Raw genomic sequence first — 18,755 nt, 5'->3', positions numbered from 1 at the left:
TTGCATGGATGCGGTCGGTGTCGTAGGTCCATACCCCGTCTCCGCTCTGGTCGCCCGCTATGCCGTACAAGGTCAATGCCGCTCGTCGCCATCACATTTCCCGGCCAATGCACAGTGACGAATTGGTCCGAGTACGATGCCGCCCTGCGCCAGCGTGGTAGCCCTGCACTCTGGGTCAGCGAGACGGCGATCGAGCAGTGGAAAGCGGCGCCGCGCCGAACGCCGGGTGGACAGGCGAGCTATTCAGACCTGGCGATCACCACAGCGCTGATGCTGAAAGCGGTGTTCCGGCTGGCGCTGTGGCAGACCGAGGGGCTGCTCGCCTCTATTCTCCATCTGCTCGGTGTGGATTTGGCGGTTCCGGATCAACCCACCATCGCCCGCCGTCCCCGGACGGTGACGCTGCCCTCGGCGCCGCGCTCGAGCGGTGGGCCCGTCCACCTGCTGCTGGACAGCACCGGGCTGAAGCTGTGCGGACCGGGCGGATAGCTGATTGAGAAGCACGGCACCAAGCGGCGGCGCTCCTGGCGCGTCCTGCACCTTGGGATGGACGCGGGCAGCGGGCGGATCGTCGCGACCACGCTGACCGAGCGCGGTGTCGATGATGCCTCGCAGGTTGCCCCTTTGCTCGACCAAGTCGCCGAGCCGGTCGCCTCGATTGCGGGCGACGGCGCCTACGACCGAACCGGGGTCTATGCGGCGGTCCACGAGCGCCATCCCGAAGCCGCGGTGGTGGCGCCACCGCGCCGCGATGTCGTGCTCAGCGATACGGCCGAGACCGCTCCCACCCAACGCGACCGTCACATCCAGATGATCGCCGAGACCGGACGGATAACGTGGCAGCAGACCAGCGGCTACAACAAGAGGGCTGGCGTGGAGAGCCAAATGGCGCGCTGGAAGGGCGTCCTCGGCGAGGCGCTGCGCTTCCATTCCGATCAGGCGCAGGCCACCGAAGTCGCCATTGGCGTCATCGTCCTCAACCGCATGCTCGACCTCGGACGCCCGAACTCCGTCCGCGTCGCCTGATCGCCAACGGAGCTGGGGCGTCTCTTGCACCGCTCGCCTCGCTGCAACACGCCGACGTTTGCTGCCGGTTTGCATCAGGATGGTGCTGCCGTTCGGGCGGCACTCACATTGCCATGGAGCAGCGGGCAGGCTGAGGGGCAGATCAATCGCCTCAAACTGCTCAAGCGTCAGATGTACGGCAGAGCCAACCTGGATCTGCTCCGAAGACGAACCCTCCTGGCCGCGTGATCCGCGCAAAATGCGCAAGAACCACCGAACCGGGGCAAGATCACCGATGACATCCAGCCGTTTCTGCTACAGGCGCCGTCGTGTCAATCGGCGCAGCACACGCGACACGTCGTCAACGGCGTAGGGCTTATGCCGGACCCCGCGAGGTCGCTTGATCACCAGCGTAGCAGGGCAAACTCCGTCAGAACGCCCAACTGTGCACGAAAGTCTTTGATCCGCACTTTTATGCGCTTAGGAGCTTTCCATTGAACACGATCACCAACGTACGCACGAATAGGACTGCGATAACCACCGTCACTGCCGCTAGGACGAGCGCCGCAACGATTGTAGTGCACCAGCCCCCCTGCACGCTTGCGTATTTGAGAGCTGCAATCGAAAGGGCCGCCATTGGAAAGCTCACGGCCCACCACGGTGCGCCGAAGGGCACAGACGGGCGAAACACGCGTGGTGCGAGCACCAAAAACAAAAAAAGACCAAAATAGAATAGAACCGACGAGAACATGTCGATGCTGTGTGTCATGTTCGTATAGGCGAGAAACCCGACCTCGAACGGTGCGACGAGGATCAGCAATACTGGCGTCATTGGCGTCGGCACCGGATGGAAATGACGCAACCTCCCCGCAATGAGCACAAATAGAGCAACAGCGAGAACAGCGCCAATCGCCAAGGCGAAGAGATTTACCTCACGTGCCCAATCGAAGGGCATGGCGGCGCCAGTCACCGCAACATCGAGGGAGGCCACGCCTGGTATCAGCAGTGGAGGAGCAGTATTGGTTTCATCCTCCTTCGCAGTAAGAAAACGCTGAACCACAATGTAGGACAGCCCCAATGTGGTGACAGCGCCAATAATCCAGATCCACTGGCCGAAATATTCACTGTGTGGCGCCACGACGGCGGAAAGCAGCAATAACGCTATTGTGATCGTTCCGAAGAAATTCCCCATCACCGGATGGTTGAATTCAGCCATAACCGCTCTGGGGTGTCGCAGGGTTTTCACGATGTAAGCCACCGCCGACGCTGCGAAAACGCCGGTCGCTACGATCCCAATGGCATCACTGATCAGGGCATTCGCTCCGAAAACCACGTGCGCCTGACGCCACGCAAGCGAAAGGCCGGCAATTCCCATTACGGCTCCAAAAATATTTACCGGTAATTTTTCAACTGAGGTGGCTTCTTCGGCATTTGACAGAGCAACGGCGGTCTCAATCATCTTTACCTTCCATCTGTATCGCCTTCTGGTAACCCCAACCGTCGACGCATCTTCGATGAGCCTTATTAAAGACAATTACACGTGCGACAACAACAACGCGCGGGTACCAGTTTCTGCCAATTCTCACCCTCAAACGGCCAGCGGCTTTCCCGTGTTGCTTGCCGCAATGATGTAATCGCGCCGTATTCCTAAATGGCCCAACAACTCACGTCTCAACAACCTTCTGCAACCAAACGGCCAATGCCCGTGAACACCATCACCGGCAGGAAGCGATCGAACTTCGATAAAAATCGGATGCAGAAAATTCGCAGGTCCAGATCCGCTTGGAAAAGAGTCGAAGGACTGAGCCAATCGACCAAGGCCGCCTCAATCGCCTTCCCGCGCGACATCTGGCGCAGCCTCTTGGAATTTCCTTTGGGCCATCCATCGCTTCAAAGACGGCGAACATGCAATCCTAAGGTTTCCGTAAACCTCAACCAGATCGTCGAGGCTGAAGCTGCGATTGAGTCCACTTGGGTTTGGCAAATCCACACAGCGGCACCGCAAAAGTGGGAGGATTGTGGACCCCAGCTGACCCTGTTGCCCTCGATCGCTTCATACGCAGCCTTTCCCAGGAATGCGATGGTTTCAGGGTGGAAGTGCTCCAGCTTCGCGCGGAGCGCCTCTCCAGCGTCGTGGAACTCATAAATCTGAAGTTCGCCGGCGTTGCGCGTGGGACGTGGGACAGCGGCGGTTATGCCGCAACCAAACGCGAGCAAACGACGATCTTCTTCCGCCGACATCCTCACAGGGGTGAAGCCCGAAAGGTGAAGGACACGCCAGAAGCGATTAGACGCCGATCCAAAGTTGTGGCCGGAGGCGGCCGTTCGTACGCTGGGATTTATGCCGCAGAAGACGACCGGAAGGTCCGGGACAAGAATGTCGAAGGATGACAGTTCCATCGGTGTCTACCAGAATTTCCCCAATTCCTGTGGCGATAGGCCAAATCCGCGTCCCTCTCGACGTGCGACGCTCGTCCACCAAGCGGATCGGCCACCGCCAATCGGATGGAGAACTCGCCGATCTGCAGCGCTCGCAGTCCCGGGATGCGCGTCAGATAGTCCGGCAGGACCAAGGCCATGGCCTGTGAGACGAAGGTTGGTGATTGAATGTCCACCTGACCCCTCCGTTTCGAGATTCATCGAGGCGCCACACCAGGGTCGAACCGCGACCAAGTCCTTGTCGTAGCAGCACTGCGGGAGGACTGAGATGGTCAGGTGGAAGATCGCATCGGCCAAACACATGAACTCAGTTCCGTAAACCGCTACTGCCGAACCGCCGGTCAGCCAGGCGCAACGCCCATCCCTTTGGACAGCGTTTGATAGAGTGATGCGCCGATCTTGATCCGCGCTCTCGAAGGGTACGTTTCGGGCGCCCATCTTGCACTGGTAAGATTGTCACCGTGCCCCTTCGCCAGGGACGCGGTTCGTGGCCGGATTCGCGGTGCGGCCGGTGCGCCTTTGCACGCCGCGGCTGAACCTCGGGACCAGAAACCGGAGCAGTAGGATGGACGAGAGCGAGATTCGAGAGGCGCTTAATCGCCATTGGGCAGCCTCGGATGCAAATGACTTTGAGGTCGAGCACGAGATATACCGTGAGAATGCGCTGCTCGAATACCCGCAATCGGGCGAGAGGATCAGGGGCCGACGCAACATACAGGCCTCGCGCGCCGCGCAGCCGAATTCGAAGCGTTTCAAGGTACGTCGCATCATCGGAATGGGCGACCTCTGGGTCACGGAATTCATCCTGGAGTATGATGGCCGCCCGTCCCATTCGGTGAGCGTCATGGAGTTTGTGGACGGCAAGGTGGCCCGTGAAACCCAATATTTTGCGGACCCGTTCGAGCCCGGCCCCTCGCGCGCGCGTTGGGTTGAACCCATAGGATAAAGGCGGCGAGACAGGGCTGCGCCCATGCGGACACCGATCGGCGGGATGCCGGGGTGAGATAGACAGCATCACCGACATGGCGCGCCTGGTCAGACCGCATCCGCAGATGCTCCGCAGATGATTGCCACCGCTCTGCGTGCAATCTCCGTAAGTTCGGCACGGGGCGTGCCGGTACGGGCGCGGATTGCGATGGAGTGCAGCACGGCGGATGCGAGCGCCGCGAGCGCCGCGGGATCGGCATCGTCTTTCAACTCTCCTCTTTCGCGCGCCATTCGGAAGCGCGCTTCGAAATCGGCATCGAGAGCACGAAGTCCGTCCGCGAGGATGCTTCGGATCACAGGATTGTCGACCGCCTCGGTTGTGGCGGTTCCAACCGCAAAGCAGCCGCGTGGCAGGGCGTCCCCGGAAAAATAAAGCGCCAGCTGCCCTTCATAGGCGCGCATCAGGGCCTTGTCCAAGGTCTGGTCACCGTCCGTCGACGCCTTACGCAGAGCGGTAAGGCTGAGCTGCCAATACGACGCAAGCGCCTTGAGATAGAGCGCGTGTTTATCACCGAATGCCGCATAGAGGCTCGGCCGGTTCATGCCGGTCGCAGCACTGAGCTCGTCAAGCGACGTGCTGGAAAACCCGCTTCTCCAGAACTTGTCCGTTGCCTGTTGCAATGCTTCGTCGGGGTCGTAGGCGCGTGGCCGGCCTCGGCCCCTCGGCCCAGAATGCTTATTTTGTACCATATCGAATAAAAATCCTTGACGGGGAATCCTGCGCGATCATATTTGTACACATCGGTACAAAATTCAATGGCCACGAGGCTCCCCATGCAGTCCGATGTCGCATCAACCGCCGGCCCGACGGCGTCCGACAGCGCGGTCCACGACGCCGATGGGAAGCGGCTCGCCGAACTGGGATCCGAGTTCAACCGTGCGCTCGACCGTCCTGCGCGCGGCGCGGTGCCAAAGGGATCTCTGCGAGAGTGCCTTCGCCGCCCGTTGATGATTGCGCTTCCGGTCATTCCGGCCGTCGTCGGCGCGGCGTACTATGTGGCAGAGGAGCCTTACGTCTCGACTGACGACGCCTTCATTCGCGCAGCGAAAAAGTCGATCAATGCCTGGGTTTCCGGCCAAGCGGCTTTCGTTGGGGTCATCAGCCAATTCGAGGTCGTGATGATCGCAATGCTGCTCGTGAGCCCGCTGGTGCTGTTTCTCCACAAGCCCCGCGCGGCCGGTTGACGCGGCTGCTCCAATGAACCCAGCCGCGGCAGATGCGGCCACCAGCCTCCGAAAAGGAGTACAGGTATGACAACCGGCGATGCGTTTCGCGACACCAGAATTCCTCTCGCCCATGGATCCGGTGCCATTCCCGCCATCGGGTTCGGCACGCTGATCCCCGATCCCCTCGCCACGAAACAAGCGACAATGACCGCACTGGAAGTGGGATTTCGGCATCTCGACTGTGCAGAACGCTACCGCAACGAAGACGCGGTAGGGGATGCGATGCAAGCATCATTCAAAGCGGGAACGGTTCGGAGGGAGGACCTGTTCGTCACCACGAAGCTGTGGAACACCAACCATCGTCCCGAGCGGGTCAAGCCCGCCTTCGAGGCCAGCCGCCGCCGGCTGCAGATCGACGATATAGATTGCTATCTCATCCACACCCCCTTTGCCTTTCGACCCGGCGACGACCAGGATCCGAGAGACGAACATGGTCGGGTGATCTATGATCCTGAGGTAACGCTGGTCGAGACTTGGCAAGCGCTCGAACGTCTTGTGGACGAGGGACGGTGCAAGGCGATCGGCCTGTCGGATATTACGTTGGACAAGCTCCGGGAAATCGTTGCGGTCGCACGGATAAAGCCCGCGGTGGTGCAAGTCAAATCCCATCCGTATCTCCCTGAATGGGAACTGCTCGACTTCTGTCGGGAGCAGGGGATTGTGCTGCTGGCCTTCGCTGCCTTGGGGCACGGCCTGGATCCAAAAGTTTTGGATGACCCCGTGATCACGGCCATCGCACAGCGCGTGCGGAAGACGCCCGCTCAGGTCGCGCTTTCGTGGGCCGTGCAGCGCGGCACCGCCTTTCTGACCACCTCGACCAAGCCCCGCAACATCCGGGAGAACTTTGATATTTCGCCCTTGCCGGACGACGCCATGCAAGGGATTAGGGACGACATAACAACAAGCGTGCGTTTCAACACCGTGGTGAGGACCGGTGTGCCGGGCTTCATTCCGCGGGCCGGTTAGTTGGTGCGGATGTCCGGTCCGGCCTTGCCCGGCAAAAACACCGGACCGACGGAGGCGCCGGACCTGCCGGAATCGGTACATCCGCGGGACGCACATCGGCGTGGCCGGAAGCGGTTCGATATCCTGGTTTCTGCCAAACCATTTGGAAAAATGCCATGCGCGTGTCGTTGCTCGCCTTTCCCGGGGTTCAGCTGTTGGACGTCGTGGGGCCACTCGATGTGTTTGCCGAAGCCGGCCGCCAGCTTGGCGACACAAACGCATACACGATGCAGGTGATCGGCCTTTCCCCAGGGCCGATCATCGGTTCCTCGGGATTGCGGCTTCTTCCGGACCGCACCATCGAGGATCCCGATGAAGGCCCGATTGACACGGTGCTTGTTGCCGGTGGCCCCAGGATTCAGAATTATCCGTGCGAACCCGTCGTGCAGAGGTGGTTGAAACAGCATGCCGCAACGGCGCGACGCTACGGTTCGGTGTGCTCCGGGGCGTTCGTGCTCGGGGCTGCCGGGCTTCTCGACGGTCATCGCGTGACCACGCACTGGAGGGTCGCCGACGAACTCGCCACAGCCTTTCCTGAGGCAACGGTCGAGCCCGATTGCATCTTCGTGTGCGACGGCCCTCTGTACACATCGGCTGGTGTGACGGCGGGTATGGATTTGGCGCTTGCGCTGGTGGAGGAAGATTGGGGACGTCCGCTTGCGCTGGCGGTCGCACGCGAGTTGGTGATGTTTCTGAAGCGTCCTGGCGGACAGTCACAGTTTAGTGCCCATTTGGCCGCCCAGTCGTCGGAGCGCTCGGCCATCCAGGCGGTACAAGCGTGGGCGCTGGAAAACCTGACAGGCAACCTGACTGTCAACGCCTTGGCGAAGCGGGCGAACATGAGCGCTCGCAATTTCGCCCGAGTGTTCCGCTTGGAAGCAAACATGACCCCGAAAGACTTCGTAGAGGGGGTGCGGGTCGACGCGGCCCGGCGCTTGCTTGAGGACACGGATACACCGCTGCAGCGTGTTGCCGCCCGATGTGGTTTTGGAAACGCCAATGCCCTGCGCCGCGCGTTTTTGCGACGGTTGCGGGTTACACCTGGAGAATACCGCCGGCGTATTGAAGACGCCGCGACATATGTTCGGCAAACAACGCCGAGACCAAACGTGCTGGGTACTTCGCTTTCGAGTGGTGTGGCGGTGGCGTCCCAGGTCGCGTGGGTGCCTTTGGACGAGCGCGGCCACGGCACGGTCCCATATGAGAATCCCTTGTGCCTGCATGCTCTGATTGAGGTGTTTGGGCCCTTGGCGGAATTTGCATCGCGCTTGGATCGGCTTGAGGAGTGTTCCCATGAACGGCGCTGAACTGCTGGTATCGGCACTGGAGTGCGAGGGTGTGGAGCAGGTCTTCGGGGTTCCCGGAGAGGAAAATCTTGCGGTCGTCGAGGCGCTGCGGCATTCGTCGATCAAACTGGTGCTGACCCGCCACGAGCAGGCGGCCGCCTTCATGGCGGCGACGCACGGGCGGCTGACTGGCCGGGCCGGGGTGTGCCTGGCGACGCTCGGGCCCGGCGCGCTCAACCTCGCCACCGGCGCCGCCTACGGTCTGCTCGGGGCGATGCCTATGATCCTGCTCACCGGCCAGAAGGGGATTTTGAGCCGCAAGCAGGCGCGCTTCCAGGTCGTGGACATGGTCTCGACGATGACGCCGCTGACCAAGATGGCGCGCCAGATCGTAAGCCCGACGGTCATCCCGGCGCTCGTCCGCGAAGCCTTCCGGGTGGCCCAACAGGAGCGGCCGGGGCCGGTCCTCCTCGAACTGCCCGAGGACATCGCCAGTGAAGCCGCACCGATGCTCGCACCGGTGCCGCCCCACCGGATCGACCCGCCGGTCGCCTCGCGGGAAGCACTGGACAGGGCGGCCGATTTGATCCGCAAGGCGAAGCGGCCGCTGGTGATGTTGGGCGCCGCGGCGAACCGGCCACGCCTAGCGCAGGCGCTGTCGGAATTCGTCAAGCGCGTGCAAATCCCGTTCATCAACACCCAGATGGGCAAGGGAGCGGTCTCGGGGGGCTCCGGACTCTACATAGGCACCGCCGCCCTTTCGGAGCGCGACTATGTGCATCGGGCGATCGACCAAGCCGATCTCATCGTCTCGATCGGCCACGACACGGTGGAGAAGCCGCCGTTTCTGATGGGGCCTGGAGGTCCCACGGTCCTGCATGTGGGCTATCAGCCGGCCACGGTCGAGGAGGTGTTTTTCCCGCACGTCGAGCTGGTGGGCGACGTCGGGCCGAGCCTCGGCCTGTTGGCCGACCGGCTCGAGGGCAAGCTGCCCCGCGCGGGAGCGCTCCTTGGCCTACGTGAGGGGATCCTCGCCCGGATCGCCGACCGGGCGGACGAGAGCCGGTATCCGCTGACCCCGCAACGCATCGTGCATGATGTGCGCCAGGTGATGCCAGAGGATGGCATCGTCTGCCTCGACAACGGCATGTACAAGATCTGGTTCGCCCGCAACTACCGCACCCGGGTCGCCAACACGCTGCTGCTCGACAATGCGTTGGCGACGATGGGGGCCGGTCTGCCATCGGCGATCATGGCGGCCATGCTCTACCCGACCCGGCGGGTTCTGGCGGTGTGCGGAGATGGCGGATTTATGATGAACGCACAGGAGCTGGAGACGGCTGTCCGTCTTGGGCTCAACCTCGTGGTGTTGATCCTTCAGGACAACGCTTACGGGATGATCCGCTGGAAACAGGCGGTCGACGGTTATGCCGACTTCGGCATGACTTTCGGCAATCCCGACTTCGTCACTTACGCCCGGGCCTACGGCCTGCCGGGCCGCCGGGTCGAAGACGCCGATGGCTTGGCGCCGGCGCTTGCGGCGGCGTTCGCCGGCGGCGGCGTCCACCTCATCACGGTGCCGATCGATTACTCGGAAAACATGCGGGTCCTTGTCGACGAACTGCGCGACCGTGGCTCGGAGAGTGGGAGTGAGAACGTTTGACGATGCGCCGTCAACTTGTCGATGACCGAACAGAGTGAAGGCGCGGCGGCCTGGAGCGGTCTTTGATGCCGCGACGGGCGCAGCGCCGCCGTTCCCGTGACAACGCCAGCTGGCCCCAAGGCTGACAGAACCACATTCTGAGCAAAGGTGTTGCCAATCAACCAAGGAAGAACAATGATTGATCTTACCGGCATGACCGTGCTGATAGCGGAACCTTACGCCTCGGTCGCTTCTGGCCTTTGCCTCATTATCGAGCAATGGGGTGGAACCTGTCGAGTAGTCTGCTCGTCATCCAAATTGCACGCTTCCCTGCAGAGCTTGACGCCGGACTTGATGCTGATCAACATCGACTTGGCGGGGGGAAGGGAGGAGGTCGAAGTCCTATCTCGCTCCTATCCAACAATGATTGTTGCTATGGCAGCGCGCTTCCGTACGGCGGCGGAAGATAATTGCGATACGGTGACGTGCTTGGAGATGCCGTTTACCATGGGCGACCTGCAGTTGGCGGTGCGTTCGGTTTTGCCCTAATTATCTGCAAGCCCGTGGCCAAGGCGGACGGGCCGGTCACCGTGGTGATCAACTCCACGGGGCTGAAGGTGTTCGGCCGGGGTGAGTGGCATCTGGAAAAGCACGGCCGCCACGCGTGCCGGAGTTGGCGCAAACTGCACTTGGCGGTCGATCCGGACACCGGCGAGATCCTGGCATCGACGTTGACTTCCAATGAGGAGGGGGATTCCTCCCTGCTCGGTCCGCTGCTCGACCAGATCGCCCGCCCGATCGGCACGGTGCTGGCCGACGAGGGGTACGATGGCGAGCCAATCTACCAGGCCGTCACGGGCCACACGCCCGACGCCGCAGTGGTCATCCCACCCCGCTCGACCGCCGTGCCGAGCGACACGACCGAAACCGCTCCAACCCAACGCGACCCGCACATCTCAATGATCAAGGAGCGCGGCCGGGCTGGTTGGCAGCGCGCTGTCGATTACGGCCGCCGCTCCCTCGGGGAAGTCTTGCCTCTCCGGCGCTGCCATAGGGTGCCGCTGAGCAACGGCATCAGTTTGGCCTCCCAGTCGCGCACTGCCCCGTGCGAGGAGACCAAGCCGCGCAGGGGCAGGATTACAGCCAGATCGCGCAGGCTCAGCTTGAACAGGAGGCGCCGCAGCACGATCAGGAAGACAACGTCCGAAGGCAGCTGCAGGCGGTTCAGCACCGAGCCGGTGCGCTCGTTGAAACCCGGCCCATACTTCCGGCACCGGAATCGCCGGTAGTCCTGCGCGGGTCCGGTCCGGATGCTCGGTCGCCGCGGTCGGAGAGCAGTGTGGGCCGCGCATTGGTCACCTCCAGAGTGACGGGATCCTCTGCGACAGTCCCACGTCGTTGAACAAGCTTGCGCGAAACCTGCCGGAACCGTTCACGAGGTCTTGCCCGCCGTCTGGCGCCGGTATTCTTCAACCGGTAATCCGCCCATGCCCCAGTTCTCCATGGGAACCTCGTCGATCACGACGAAGGTCGCCGCGTGCGGCTTGTTCAGCACCTCGAACAACAGGTCGCTGACACCCTTGATCAGGGTCGCCTTTTGCTCCGGTGTCGCGCCGGTTGCGCCGGGGCTTGTGCCCTCGCGGGTGATTTGGATGTTCACGTACGGCATCGGGTGCGTCCTTTCCGTTTGATGGCCTTACCAGCGACCGGCGTGCTGCCCGCCGTCGACGTGCAGCGTTTCGCCGGTGACGAAGTTGGCGGCGTCGAGGTAGAGCACCGCGTCCACGATGTCCTGAATGTCGCCCAGCCGGCCGACCGGGTGCAAAGCGGCCAGGAATTCATGCGTTTCCGGGGCGTGCATAGGCGTCTTGATGATGCCCGGCGACACAGCGTTCACGCGGATGCCCTTGCCTGCGTATTCGATGGCGAGCGAGCGGACAACCGCGTCCAAGCCGCCCTTGGTCAGGGATGCCAGCGCCGCGGGCACGCTGGCCAGCGGCTGTTCCACCAGCGTGGTGGTGATGTTGACGATGTGTCCGCTGCCCTGGTTCAGCATCTGCGCCGCGGCCAGCTGGGACACATGGAAGAAGCCGGTCAGGTTGGTAGCGACGACCGCCGCGTAGTCGGACGCGGTGTATTCGGTGAAGGGCTTGGCGATGAAGATGCCGGCGTTGTTGACCAGCGTGTCGATGCGCCCGAAGCGTTTGCGGGTGGTTTCTACCAGACGCTTGGCGGTGTCCGGGTCGGCGATGTCGCCGCCGACGGTCACGACGTTCGGATCATCGCTGGCTTTGATGGAGCGGGAGTTGGCGACGACGGCGAAACCGCGCTGGCGGAAGCCCGCCACCAGACCCGCACCGATGCCCTGCGACGCGCCGGTGATCCACGCAACCTTCTGCGTGCTCATGATCGATCCTTTGGGTTCGAACAAGGGTCGTGTGTGGATGGCCCGCCACCTGCGGATCGTTTCACGTCCCTTGGCGTGGATTGAAACAATGAGAATTTCTGTTGTGAGGCGGGAACCGGGAGACCGTCGAAACTTGCGACCACCCTGTCTTTCCGCCCCGCTTTCGCATTGAAAAATGCCGCAGGACGTGTAGAACGGCAAACGAGCTTTCCTCATCGAATCGACAAGGTGGATTTGTCGGTGTCGCGACCGTCGCTGCCCCTCAGCGGGTTCCGCGCCTTCGAGGCCGCCGCCCGCCATCTCAGTTTCGCCCGGGCCGCGGACGAATTGTGCGTCACCCCGGCGGCGATCAGCCATCAGGTGCGGACGCTGGAGGATTATCTTGGCGTGGCGCTGTTCCGGCGTAGCGGCCGACGCGTGCTCCTGACAGAGGCGGGGCAATCCTGCTGCCCGACCTGCGGCGCAGCTTCGACCTGATGGAGGCCGCCATGGGGCAGGTCAAGCGGCTGGCTGCGGGCGGCATCCTGACGGTCAGCATGTCGCCGTCCTTCGCGGCCAAATGGCTGATGCCGCGCATCGAGCATTTTCGGACACGCCACCCCGACATCGACCTGCGCATCGACGCGGACGTGCGGCTGGTGGATTTTTCCGCCAACGAGGTGGACATCGTCATCCGCTATGGCCCCGGCTCCTACCCCGGCCTGAAAAGCGTGCTGCTGTTCGAGGAGGAGCTGTTTCCGGTGTGCAGCCCCCGGCTGCTGTCCAGCGCCGTTCCGTTGCGCAGCATCGCCGACCTGGGGCAACATACGTTGCTGCACGACGAGACGATCAATTTCGCGGGGCCGATCCCGTCATGGCGGGTCTGGCTGCAAATGGTCGGGCTGGAGCAGGCCATCGACCTCAACCGGGGGCTGCGCTTCAATTCCTCGGTGACGGCGACCCAGGCGGCCGTCGATGGACATGGTGTGCTGCTGGGGCGCAGCCTGATCGTTGCCGACGATCTCTCGGCCGGGCGGCTGATCCGCCCCTTTGCGAAGTCTTGCCCGGCGGGATTGGGCTATTACCTCTTGCATCCGCCCCAAGTCGCGTCGCGAGCGAACGTCCACGCCTTCGTCGACTGGATCATTGAGGAAGCGGCCGGGGAGGGAACCGGCGGAGAGGGGTGACGGGGTGCCGTCACGTTCGGGCTATGCGGCCGTGTGCGGTGACGGTATAGGGCCGAGATGACGACGCGCCCTTGGCCGCGTAAGCACTCGGTCCATCGGCTATTTCCGGTCAAACCGCGCCGTCCCTCATCATCGCTGACAACGAGTTGACGGTGCCGCCAGCATCAAAACAGCCAAAGTCCTTTCCATCACTCCACGCCGGGAACAGGCTGTGCGACATAGCCGAGCGGGCGGCCCGAGACCGGATGCGGCATCACCCCGAAGGGCAGGCCGTAGATACGCTCCAGGGTCGCAGGGGTCATCACCGCGTCGGGAGCGCCGCGGGCGATCAGCCGGCCGCTATGCAGGGCCAGCAACTCGTCGCAGACGCTGGCGGCCATATTCACGTCGTGCAGGACAATGACGACGCCGAGACCGTGCTCACGGCTGAGACGGCGGATCAGGGTCAGCACCTCCACCTGGTGGGCGATGTCGAGGGCGGAGGTCGGCTCGTCCAGCAGTAGGGCGCCCGGCCGCTGGGCCAGCAGCATTGCGAGCCAGACCCGCTGGCGCTCCCCGCCCGACAGCATGTCGACCTGCTGGCCGGCGAAGTCCGCTACGCCGGTCTGGGCCATCGCGTCCTCCACCGCCTCCCGGTCGCCGGCCCCGAAACGGCCGAGCATCCCGTGCCAGGGATATCGGCCGAGCGCCACCAGTTCCCGCACCAGCAGGCCAGGGGCGGCGGGCGTCTGCTGTGGCAGATAAGCAAGGCGTCGGGCAAAGGCGCGCGCCTTCCAGGCAGCGAGCGGACGGCCCTCGAAGCGGATCGTCCCGGCCGAGGGGATGAGCTGGCGCGCCATCAGCTTCAGCAGGGTCGATTTGCCCGACCCGTTGTGCCCGATCAGCCCGACGACCCGGCCGGGGGCCAGTGCCAGGGTCAGCGGGTGCAGCAACGTGCGGCCGGGTACCGAGGCGACGACGGCCTCCAGTTCGAAAAGGGTGGCGCTCATCGTCCGGCATTCCCTGCGATGTCTTCCGGAGCCGCTGGCGTGGACACAAGGGCGATGCGCCCGCCGGCCATGTGGACCACACGGTCGGCGAGGCCGAAATAGCGGTCGTCGTGCGAGATCACCACCAGCGCCCGGCCCTGGCGGCGCAGGTCGGGCAGCAGCTCGGTGTAGAAGAGGTGGCGGAAGCCCGGATCCTGGTCGGCAGCCCATTCGTCGAAGACGATCACCGGCCGCCCGGCCGCCCAGGCGTTCAGCAGAGCCAGCCGCTTGCGCTGGCCGGTCGACAGGTCGGTGGTGGAGAAGACGCCGTCGCGCAGCGAGACCTTATGGGCGATGTCCAGCCGTTCCAGGTAACGCTCCGCCTCCGGCGGCAGGCCGGCGCCCGGCGTGCCGACCTCGTCGAACAGGTAATAGTCGGTGAAGACGGTGGCGAAGAGCTGGCGGTAGTCGTCGCGCGCCGCGTCGGCAACCCGTTGACCGTCGAGTCGGATGGCGCCCGTCTGCGGCAGGTAGAGGCCGAGCAGCAGCTTGATCAGCGTCGTCTTGCCCGACCCGTTGTCGCCGACGATGAACGGGATCTCGCCGCGCCGGATCTCCAGGTCGATCGGCCCAACCGTGAAGCCCGGCCGGCCATCCTCTCCGGCCGGGTAGGCATAGCGCACGCTGTCGAGCGCGATGGCGTGGCACAGCTCCGGCGTCGGCCCGCCGGGCTCCTCCAGCGCCACCGGCTCGCGTCCGTCGAAGTCGGCGGCAAGCCGGGCGACCCGCCGGAAGGCGACCTGCGCCTGTCCCAGCGCCGGCAGCGCGCCGACGAGCTGGTCGATCGGCCCCTTGACGTAGAGCAACACGATGGCGAAGCCGCTGACCGCCGCCGGTTCCAGCGCCAGCCGCTCACGCAGCAGCAGCGCGACGCCGATGACCAAGAAGAACAGGCCAGAGCCGACGGCGTCCGCCGTCCAGAACAGGCGCATGGCGTGGCTCTTGCGGTGGGCGATGCGGTCGACCGCCCCGCCCAGCAGGACCTCGAACACCCGGCGGCGGCGCGGCCGGTCGACGCGCAGTTCCTTGGCGCCCTCTGTGATGGCGCGGTACTGCTTCTGAAGGTCGTCCTGGGCGTCGCGGACGTCGGCGTAATCCTCCATCCAGGCGCGGCGGGCGTGGTGGGTGACCAGCACCCCGGCCGCCACCGCCAGCAGAACCAGCAGCAGCAGCGCGGGCGATAGCGCCAGCAGATAGCCGAAACAACCCAGCGTCACCGCCAGCGCCACGGCGTAGCCGGAGACGTTGAAGGTGAAGACGCTGACCGCCTCGACGTCGTTGACCAGCGAGGCCACCAGCCGGTGAATCCGCTGCCGCTCGATGGCGGCGACCGGGGCGCGCAGGATGCGGGCGGCGATGTCCTTGCGCAGCGCAGCGATCACCCTCTGGCCGGTCAGGCTGTTGCCGACGCCGGCTGCCGCCTTGCCCAGCACGCTCAGCCCGCACAGGCCGGCGAAGGCCAGGAAGAAGCCGGCGCCGACCCCGCCGGGCTCCTGGAGGCCGCGGTTGACCTGCGCCAGCAGCGCCGCGGTGGCGAGGCCGCCGGCCACCCCCAGCAGGGTCGCGGCCAGGGCTGTCGGCCAGAAGGGACGCAGCAGGCCCAGCGCCGCGCGGAGCAGGGCGAAACGGCCGTGGTTGGGATCTTGCTTGGAATTGTTCATCGCCGCAACAGCCAGAGAAGGTAGGGGGCACCCAGCAGGGTCGCCAGCAGGCCGGCCGGCATCTGGGCGGGGAACAGCAGGACACGGCCGAGCCAGTCGGCCACCACCATGACCAGGGCGCCGGCCAGCGCCGCCCCGGCCAGTTGCGGCACCGCCCGCTGCAACCCGCACAGCCGGGCCGCGTGCGGCGCCATCAGCCCGACGAAGCTGAGCGGCCCGACCACCAGCGTCGCCGCCGTGGTCAGCGCCGCGACCAGCAGCAGGACCAGCCCGCGCACCAACGGCAGCCGCAGGCCGAGCCCGCGCGCCGCCGCCTCGCCGAGCGGCAGGATCTCCAGCCAGCGGGCGCAGAGCAGCGGCAGGGCCAGCAGCGGCAGGGCGGCGGCCCAGGCGGCCGTGGCGATGGCCGGCGTCACCAGATAGGTCGAGCCGGTCAGCCAGCGGAACAGGATGAAGGCGCGAGGGTCGCCGCTCGACAGCAGCAGCGCCACCACGGCGCCGAAGACGGTGGTCAGCGCCACGCCGGTCAGCAGCAGCCGTTCCGGCGCGTGGCCGTGCCGGCGGCCGAGCAGCAGCACCGCACCCAGCGTCGCCAGCGCGCCGGCCCCGGCGGCGGCCACCTGCGCCTCGACCGGAAAAGCGGGAACCGCGAGGTGGAGCAGGATGACGCCGAAGGCGGCGCCGGTGCTGATGCCCAGCACCTCCGGCCCGGCCATCGGGTTGCCGGTCAACCGTTGCAGCAGCACCCCGGCCGCCCCCAGCATCGCCCCGGCGGCCATCGCCGCCGCCATGCGCGGCGCCCGCCAGTACAGCAGCGGCTGCAGCTCCGTCCAGCCGCTCCAGCGCCAGCCGCCGACCCCTTGCCCCACCGTCAGCGCCAGCCAAACGGCGAGCGCCAGGGCCAGCAGCCCGGCCGCCAGCCAGGGGACGGGCCGCGTCAGCCGGCGCGGCGGCGCCTCGGCTGTGACCGGCAGGTTGCCGCCCTGGCCACTGGACCTGGTCAGCAACCACAACAGCAGCGGTGCGCCGAGCAGCGCGGTCAGCGTTCCGGTCGGCAGCTCGCGGCCTCCAGCCAGCTGCGCGACCGCCTGCGCCGCCGCGTCGGCCAGCCACAGCAGCGCGGCACCCAGCGGCGGTGCCCAGGCCAGCCGGGCGTCCAGGCTGCGGGCGCCGGCCAGCCGCGCCATCGCCGGGGCGGCCAGCCCGACGAAGCCAATCACGCCGGCAGCGCTGACCACCGCCGCGCTCAACGCCACCGCCTGCGCCAGCGCCGCCAGCCGCAGGACCCGTACCGGAACACCGAGGCCGACGGCGCCCTCCGCCCCCAGATCGAGCAGGGCGAGCGGGCGCGCCAGCAGCAAGGCGAGGGCGGCCCCGGCCGCCAACTGCGGGGCCAGCGCCTGCGGAATCGCCCAGCCGTTCTGGCTCAGCGATCCGCTCGCCCACAGGAACAGGGCCTGGAACCCGGCTCCGTTGAACAGCATCAGGCCGCTGGCCAGCGCGCTGCAGGTCAGGCCGACGGCCAACCCGGCGAGGATGACGACGGCCGGCGCCAGCGCCGCCCGCCACGCCAGCCCGACCACCAGCGCCGCCGCTCCGGCTCCGCCGGCCAACGCGACCAGACCGCGTGCCATGCCGCCGGAGCCGACGCCCAGGCCGGGGGCCAGCATCGCCGTCGCCATCAACGCCAGTTGCGCGCCGCCGGCGACGCCCAGGGTCGAGGGTTCGGCCAGGGGGTTGCGCAGAACCTGCTGGAACAGCACCCCGGCCAATGCCAGGGCGCCGCCGCACAGCAGGCTGGCGCACAGGCGCGGCAGCAGACTGTCGGTCAGGATCAGCCGCCTCACGTCGCCCCCGTCGCCCGCCAGCAGCCAGCGCCAGGTTTCGACGTTGCCCAGCGAGCCCGGCAAATAGGGATGCGCCGCCACCGCCGTCAGCACGGCGGCAAGCAGCGCCAGAAGGGCGATCAGCCCACCGCAACGGAAACGACCGTCAGCCACGGACCGCCTCCACCGGTGTCAGCGCCGCCGTCAGCAGCCGGGCCAGCCGCTCCACCGCCGGCAGACCGGCCGAGCCGAGGACGGAGCCGATCTCGTGCGTCCGCCCGTCGCGCGCAAAGGGCATCGCCTGCCAGAAGGGATTCGCCGCCATGGCCGTCAACCGGCCAAAGCCGCCGAGCGCCACATTGACCAACCGCGCGTCGGGCACTCCGGCCAGCCGCTCCAACCCGACCGGGACGAACTCGCCCATCGACGGTTCCCCATTCCAGGCGTTGCGCAGCCCGAGCCGGCCCAGCACCGCGTGGTGCAGGCTCGATGAACCGAAGACGTTGACGTGCCGCTGGTCGAGGATATTGACGAGCCAGACTGGCTGGTCGGCCAGCGGCGCCAGCGTGGCCGCCGCCTCTTCCAGCGCCGCCTCGGCGCGGGCGGCCAGCGTCTCGGCCGCCGCCTCCAGCCCGAGAAGGGCGGCCAGCCGCCGCGTCTCCGTTCCCGCCCGCTCCAGCACGCCGGCCCCTGGCCGGTCGAGCGTCACGGTGACGACTGGCGCCACCCGCTCCAGCGGGCCGCGCATCGCCTCCAACCCCGGCGTGATCAGGATCGCGTCCGGCTCCAGCGCCTGAAGCAGCTCGAAGTTCGGCGTGAACAGCAGGCCGACATCGACCACCCCGGCCGGCAACGCCGGGGCGCCGGCGTAGCGCGTGCCCCAGGACGGCGCCGGCACGCCGACCGGGAGGCAGCCCAGCGCGACGCAGCAGGCCGCCAGCCCCCAGTCGAGCACAACGACCCGCCGCGGCGGAGCCGCCGCCGCCGTCTTCAAGGCGGCCAGCCCGCCCAGGCCAAAGGCGACGGAGCCGCCCAGAAGGCTGCGCCGCGACAGGGGGAAAGCCCTATCGACCATG

General features: G+C 65.7%; 18 protein-coding genes and 3 pseudogenes. 11 read left to right on the top strand and 10 right to left on the bottom strand.

Annotation, left to right across the window (positions count from 1 at the left end; genetic code table 11):
- Positions 1–59: 59 nt before the first annotated feature.
- Positions 60–1,026, top strand: a pseudogene (locus ABNQ38_RS31335) (IS5 family transposase).
- Positions 1,027–1,080: 54 nt separating this feature from the next.
- Positions 1,081–1,254, top strand: a pseudogene (locus ABNQ38_RS31330) (ISL3 family transposase); the annotation flags it as partial.
- Between the two features lie 223 nt (positions 1,255–1,477).
- On the opposite strand, the gene ABNQ38_RS31325 reads toward ABNQ38_RS31330, so the two are convergent.
- From ABNQ38_RS31325 to ABNQ38_RS31315, 3 genes are all read right to left on the bottom strand, one after another.
- Positions 1,478–2,464, bottom strand: coding sequence for an SLAC1 anion channel family protein (locus ABNQ38_RS31325; protein WP_377810197.1), 987 nt, complete (start codon positions 2,462–2,464; stop codon positions 1,478–1,480).
- 212 nt (positions 2,465–2,676) lie between these two features.
- Positions 2,677–2,853, bottom strand: a complete 177-nt coding sequence (locus ABNQ38_RS31320) for a hypothetical protein (RefSeq protein ID WP_377810196.1) — start codon at positions 2,851–2,853, stop codon at positions 2,677–2,679.
- Between the two features lie 42 nt (positions 2,854–2,895).
- On the bottom strand, positions 2,896–3,405 hold the full coding sequence (locus tag ABNQ38_RS31315; RefSeq protein ID WP_377810195.1) for a mismatch-specific DNA-glycosylase: 510 nt from the start codon (positions 3,403–3,405) through the stop codon (positions 2,896–2,898).
- A 604-nt stretch (positions 3,406–4,009) separates the two neighbouring features.
- Between ABNQ38_RS31315 and ABNQ38_RS31310 the strand changes: the two genes are divergently transcribed.
- Entirely contained in the window at positions 4,010–4,390 is a 381-nt protein-coding gene (locus tag ABNQ38_RS31310; RefSeq protein ID WP_377810194.1) for a nuclear transport factor 2 family protein, read from the top strand.
- Positions 4,391–4,479: 89 nt separating this feature from the next.
- Here the strand turns inward: ABNQ38_RS31310 and ABNQ38_RS31305 are convergent, their stop codons facing one another.
- A complete protein-coding gene (locus ABNQ38_RS31305) occupies positions 4,480–5,121 on the bottom strand; it encodes a TetR/AcrR family transcriptional regulator (protein WP_377810193.1) in 642 nt (213 codons plus the stop codon).
- 84 nt (positions 5,122–5,205) lie between these two features.
- Between ABNQ38_RS31305 and ABNQ38_RS31300 the strand changes: the two genes are divergently transcribed.
- The 6 genes and pseudogenes from ABNQ38_RS31300 to ABNQ38_RS31275 form a co-directional block, all read left to right on the top strand.
- A complete protein-coding gene (locus ABNQ38_RS31300; protein ID WP_377810192.1) occupies positions 5,206–5,616 on the top strand; it encodes a hypothetical protein in 411 nt (136 codons plus the stop codon).
- Between the two features lie 66 nt (positions 5,617–5,682).
- Positions 5,683–6,624 (top strand): aldo/keto reductase, encoded by a 942-nt coding sequence (locus ABNQ38_RS31295; protein ID WP_377810191.1) that lies wholly within the window; start codon positions 5,683–5,685, stop codon positions 6,622–6,624.
- A 155-nt stretch (positions 6,625–6,779) separates the two neighbouring features.
- On the top strand, positions 6,780–7,970 hold the full coding sequence (locus ABNQ38_RS31290) for a GlxA family transcriptional regulator (RefSeq protein WP_377810190.1): 1,191 nt from the start codon (positions 6,780–6,782) through the stop codon (positions 7,968–7,970).
- Positions 7,957–9,612, top strand: coding sequence for an acetolactate synthase large subunit (locus tag ABNQ38_RS31285; RefSeq protein ID WP_377810189.1), 1,656 nt, complete (start codon positions 7,957–7,959; stop codon positions 9,610–9,612). Before ABNQ38_RS31290 ends, ABNQ38_RS31285 begins: the two co-directional genes overlap by 14 nt.
- A gap of 174 nt (positions 9,613–9,786) precedes the next feature.
- Complete coding sequence (locus ABNQ38_RS31280) at positions 9,787–10,140, top strand: hypothetical protein (protein ID WP_377810188.1); 354 nt, start codon at positions 9,787–9,789, stop codon at positions 10,138–10,140.
- A 14-nt stretch (positions 10,141–10,154) separates the two neighbouring features.
- Positions 10,155–10,634 (top strand): annotated as a pseudogene (locus ABNQ38_RS31275) (transposase); the annotation flags it as partial.
- 389 nt (positions 10,635–11,023) lie between these two features.
- Here ABNQ38_RS31275 and ABNQ38_RS31270 read toward each other — a convergent pair.
- Both ABNQ38_RS31270 and ABNQ38_RS31265 read right to left on the bottom strand, forming a co-directional pair.
- Entirely contained in the window at positions 11,024–11,260 is a 237-nt protein-coding gene (locus tag ABNQ38_RS31270; protein ID WP_200487422.1) for a 4-oxalocrotonate tautomerase family protein, read from the bottom strand.
- A gap of 27 nt (positions 11,261–11,287) precedes the next feature.
- Positions 11,288–11,998, bottom strand: a complete 711-nt coding sequence (locus ABNQ38_RS31265; RefSeq protein WP_377810187.1) for an SDR family NAD(P)-dependent oxidoreductase — start codon at positions 11,996–11,998, stop codon at positions 11,288–11,290.
- Positions 11,999–12,238: 240 nt separating this feature from the next.
- Here ABNQ38_RS31265 and ABNQ38_RS31260 point away from each other — a divergent pair, with 240 nt between their 5' ends.
- On the top strand, positions 12,239–12,475 hold the full coding sequence (locus tag ABNQ38_RS31260; RefSeq protein ID WP_377810186.1) for a LysR family transcriptional regulator: 237 nt from the start codon (positions 12,239–12,241) through the stop codon (positions 12,473–12,475).
- A gap of 11 nt (positions 12,476–12,486) precedes the next feature.
- Complete coding sequence (locus ABNQ38_RS31255) at positions 12,487–13,164, top strand: LysR substrate-binding domain-containing protein (protein WP_377810185.1); 678 nt, start codon at positions 12,487–12,489, stop codon at positions 13,162–13,164.
- A 188-nt stretch (positions 13,165–13,352) separates the two neighbouring features.
- Here the strand turns inward: ABNQ38_RS31255 and ABNQ38_RS31250 are convergent, their stop codons facing one another.
- The 4 genes from ABNQ38_RS31250 to ABNQ38_RS31235 are packed head-to-tail and all read right to left on the bottom strand — an operon-like array spanning position 13,353 to position 18,754.
- Positions 13,353–14,153: an ABC transporter ATP-binding protein gene (locus ABNQ38_RS31250; protein ID WP_377810184.1), complete on the bottom strand. Its 801-nt coding sequence runs from the start codon at positions 14,151–14,153 to the stop codon at positions 13,353–13,355.
- Complete coding sequence (locus tag ABNQ38_RS31245) at positions 14,150–15,853, bottom strand: cyclic peptide export ABC transporter (protein ID WP_377810183.1); 1,704 nt, start codon at positions 15,851–15,853, stop codon at positions 14,150–14,152. Before ABNQ38_RS31245 ends, ABNQ38_RS31250 begins: the two co-directional genes overlap by 4 nt.
- Positions 15,850–17,853, bottom strand: coding sequence for a Fe(3+)-hydroxamate ABC transporter permease FhuB (gene fhuB / locus ABNQ38_RS31240; RefSeq protein WP_377810182.1), 2,004 nt, complete (start codon positions 17,851–17,853; stop codon positions 15,850–15,852). Before fhuB ends, ABNQ38_RS31245 begins: the two co-directional genes overlap by 4 nt.
- Positions 17,846–18,754 (bottom strand): ABC transporter substrate-binding protein, encoded by a 909-nt coding sequence (locus ABNQ38_RS31235; RefSeq protein ID WP_377810181.1) that lies wholly within the window; start codon positions 18,752–18,754, stop codon positions 17,846–17,848. The genes fhuB and ABNQ38_RS31235 overlap by 8 nt, the downstream gene beginning before the upstream one ends.
- Position 18,755: the final 1 nt, after the last annotated feature.

Source organism: Azospirillum sp. A29 (genome assembly GCF_042604625.1).
Lineage (GTDB): Bacteria > Pseudomonadota > Alphaproteobacteria > Azospirillales > Azospirillaceae > Azospirillum > Azospirillum palustre.
Note: the sequence above shows the minus strand (reverse complement) of the source record. Positions and strands in the feature narration are given on the sequence as shown.

Bases quoted from the DNA above. Each gene is read 5' to 3' on its own strand.
- ABNQ38_RS31325 (WP_377810197.1), bottom strand. From the start codon at position 2,464: ATGATTGAGACCGCCGTTGCTCTGTCAAATGCCGAAGAAGCCACCTCA.
- ABNQ38_RS31320 (WP_377810196.1), bottom strand. From the start codon at position 2,853: ATGTCGCGCGGGAAGGCGATTGAGGCGGCCTTGGTCGATTGGCTCAGT.
- ABNQ38_RS31315 (WP_377810195.1), bottom strand. From the start codon at position 3,405: ATGGAACTGTCATCCTTCGACATTCTTGTCCCGGACCTTCCGGTCGTC.
- ABNQ38_RS31310 (WP_377810194.1), top strand. From the start codon at position 4,010: ATGGACGAGAGCGAGATTCGAGAGGCGCTTAATCGCCATTGGGCAGCC.
- ABNQ38_RS31305 (WP_377810193.1), bottom strand. From the start codon at position 5,121: ATGGTACAAAATAAGCATTCTGGGCCGAGGGGCCGAGGCCGGCCACGC.
- ABNQ38_RS31300 (WP_377810192.1), top strand. From the start codon at position 5,206: ATGCAGTCCGATGTCGCATCAACCGCCGGCCCGACGGCGTCCGACAGC.
- ABNQ38_RS31295 (WP_377810191.1), top strand. From the start codon at position 5,683: ATGACAACCGGCGATGCGTTTCGCGACACCAGAATTCCTCTCGCCCAT.
- ABNQ38_RS31290 (WP_377810190.1), top strand. From the start codon at position 6,780: ATGCGCGTGTCGTTGCTCGCCTTTCCCGGGGTTCAGCTGTTGGACGTC.
- ABNQ38_RS31285 (WP_377810189.1), top strand. From the start codon at position 7,957: ATGAACGGCGCTGAACTGCTGGTATCGGCACTGGAGTGCGAGGGTGTG.
- ABNQ38_RS31280 (WP_377810188.1), top strand. From the start codon at position 9,787: ATGATTGATCTTACCGGCATGACCGTGCTGATAGCGGAACCTTACGCC.
- ABNQ38_RS31270 (WP_200487422.1), bottom strand. From the start codon at position 11,260: ATGCCGTACGTGAACATCCAAATCACCCGCGAGGGCACAAGCCCCGGC.
- ABNQ38_RS31265 (WP_377810187.1), bottom strand. From the start codon at position 11,998: ATGAGCACGCAGAAGGTTGCGTGGATCACCGGCGCGTCGCAGGGCATC.
- ABNQ38_RS31255 (WP_377810185.1), top strand. From the start codon at position 12,487: ATGGGGCAGGTCAAGCGGCTGGCTGCGGGCGGCATCCTGACGGTCAGC.
- ABNQ38_RS31250 (WP_377810184.1), bottom strand. From the start codon at position 14,153: ATGAGCGCCACCCTTTTCGAACTGGAGGCCGTCGTCGCCTCGGTACCC.
- ABNQ38_RS31245 (WP_377810183.1), bottom strand. From the start codon at position 15,853: ATGAACAATTCCAAGCAAGATCCCAACCACGGCCGTTTCGCCCTGCTC.
- ABNQ38_RS31235 (WP_377810181.1), bottom strand. From the start codon at position 18,754: ATGGTCGATAGGGCTTTCCCCCTGTCGCGGCGCAGCCTTCTGGGCGGC.